The following is a 2213-nucleotide window of genomic DNA, read 5'->3' as shown; positions in this document are numbered from 1 at the left end:
ACATGTGGGCTAAAATCCGAACGAAGTGAGCAGCCCACATGTTTGCGTCCCAGCCCGCGAAGCGGGCGAACTTGATTTTTTTGTTATGTGCCAACATAGCCACTGAGACCAATGAGTTCAAAAAGAGTTTTCTCTAGAGTTTCTAGTTCTTGCTCCCGATCAAATCCTTTGCAACCATGATAGTGATGCACTGTTTTTATATTGCCTGCAAATTGTAAAGATAACACTGTGCTTGGATGATCGGTCCATTCTTCTCTACAAGGGCTTTCTTCCCCTTCTCCGGTCCATCCATAGTCATCGCGGAATTTATAAAAGCTGTTCTCATCGAGAAGACGCAGAATTCTTTGAAAAAGTTCAGGATTGTCGGGAAGTCGATATGTCCCCTCTAATTCAGTATGAGCATCCCCGCTATAAACAATTACTCCATCAGAGAAGACGTTAACTCTATAAGCCGGGCATGTGCCAAAACAAGCAGTAGTTTCCATACTAAAAACATCTACTGGACTAGGATTAGCCAGCAATCCAGTAGATATAAAGGACAATAAAAAAATAACGTATTTCATAGTTTCATCCTTGGCACATAACTTTCCAATAACGGGCGCAGGCATGTGGGGCATAATGGCGAAGCCGCCCCGCGTGTACGCGTCCCAGCGAACGAAGTGAGTGAGTTTATTGGGTTGTTAGGTGTGTTCACAAATCTTCCAATATTTTTCTTACTTCTTCGTAATTAGGTGGGAAGCGACAGCCTCCAGTAGTGTACAGGTTAAGTTCGTCAGACTTAATGTAAAAAGTGAATGACAACCCATCACAGATTAGGGCAATGTCGCTTTCGGGATATTCGGATTTCCAGTCATCGACTCCCAATTCAATTAATCGGTTGATTAGGTTTGCTTGATGATATGTATTTAAAGCCTTTGTCTTTAATACAGGGGTGTTAGGGATCCACTCGCTTTCGCTATCAAGTTTGAAATGGTCATCGATGTATACATACTGCCCTGTATTTATATAAATCTCATGCCGATACTGGCTTAAAAAGTGTGATTCTCGAAATACTAGGCTTATCTCATCTGAGACTGATGGCCAAGATATTAATAACAATAAGAGGAATCTAAAATTCACTATAAAGCACCTAACGCCTCGTTAAGGGGCAAATTGTAGTTGGCTAAAATAAGCGAGGAACGAGCAAAAGCCAACTGTTATTTGTCCCGCTTGAACGACTTGTTATAAGCCTGATTTTTTACAAAAAAACGTAGTAATCCAATTCTGTCACTGCCTGATTAAAATAGATATTGTTTGTTAAACCTATTTTAGTTTCATCATAACCAAAAGAAGGCGTTTGAATTAATAATTGAGTGCAGTGGTTGTGTTCAGTGTCTGAAGTAGTATTAAATTGTTTATCTTTAAGCAAACCTTGAAACTTATTTAAGATGGTCACAAATTGCTCCTTAGGTATAACGACTTCTTTGGCTCTATTTGGGTTTATTAAACCAGAAACAACATAATTCCCATTGTGTTCGCCAACGAATAAATAAGCTTCCATAACCCAGCCATCGCTGCTTCTTTTAATAGCAATATATTCTTTTGAAGAGGCTCTATATTTTTGATCGAATTCAATTAACTTTGGCTGAAACCCCTGAATTTGATTACAGTTAATTTCAGGAATAGCAGCATTTGAATTCAAAGTTAAAAGTGCCAAGAGCAAAATAGCTATTCTTGTAATTGAGGAAACATCCATTTTAGTTAAAAACTCCAGACTAAAGGCTTATAACTTTTCAATAACGGGCGCAGGCACGTGGGGCATAATGGCGAAGCCGCCCCGCGTGTATGCGTCCCAGCGAACGTAGTGAGTGAGTTTATTGAGTTGTTAGGTGACATCTCAAACATCCTTGAGCAAAACTACCAATAAAAACGAAGAAAGCGCAGAGGAAGCCATAGCTAAAAAGTATTTTCTTGCCAAATTATGAGCGCACACAAAACTCGAATCACTTTGCCGACCTTTCATATACGAGCGACTTATCAACGTAGCAGTCAGCTTGGGAGTTGCAAGTAAAATTAACTTTGTCGGTTCTACCGTTATACCAAAAACCTTTAAATTGTCTTGCGACTTCAACTCTTTGCAAACTAGGTCGAGTGCATTGACGTATTTATATAAAAAATACAAATAAGAGAAAGCGCCACATAAAAAAAGAATTGTTCTTAGACTCTCCACTTGT

The 2213-nt window shown here is 39.3% G+C and carries 4 protein-coding genes; all 4 read right to left on the bottom strand.

What is annotated here, in order from left to right:
* Positions 1-83: 83 nt before the first annotated feature.
* On the bottom strand, positions 84-563 hold the full coding sequence (locus J8L84_RS19975) for a DUF6438 domain-containing protein (protein WP_211072234.1): 480 nt from the start codon (positions 561-563) through the stop codon (positions 84-86).
* Positions 564-690: 127 nt separating this feature from the next.
* A complete protein-coding gene (locus J8L84_RS19970; protein WP_211072233.1) occupies positions 691-1119 on the bottom strand; it encodes a hypothetical protein in 429 nt (142 codons plus the stop codon).
* Positions 1120-1237: 118 nt separating this feature from the next.
* A complete protein-coding gene (locus tag J8L84_RS19965; protein ID WP_211072232.1) occupies positions 1238-1735 on the bottom strand; it encodes a hypothetical protein in 498 nt (165 codons plus the stop codon).
* A 141-nt stretch (positions 1736-1876) separates the two neighbouring features.
* Positions 1877-2213, bottom strand: a 337-nt coding sequence (locus tag J8L84_RS19960) for a hypothetical protein (protein WP_211072231.1), incomplete at its 5' end; no start/stop codon positions are given.

The organism is Alteromonas sp. MMG017, assembly GCF_018100795.1.
In the GTDB taxonomy this organism is placed as follows: Bacteria; Pseudomonadota; Gammaproteobacteria; order Enterobacterales; family Alteromonadaceae; genus Alteromonas.
The sequence above is the reverse complement of the archived record's forward strand: the minus strand, read 5'-3'. Positions and strand labels throughout refer to the sequence as shown.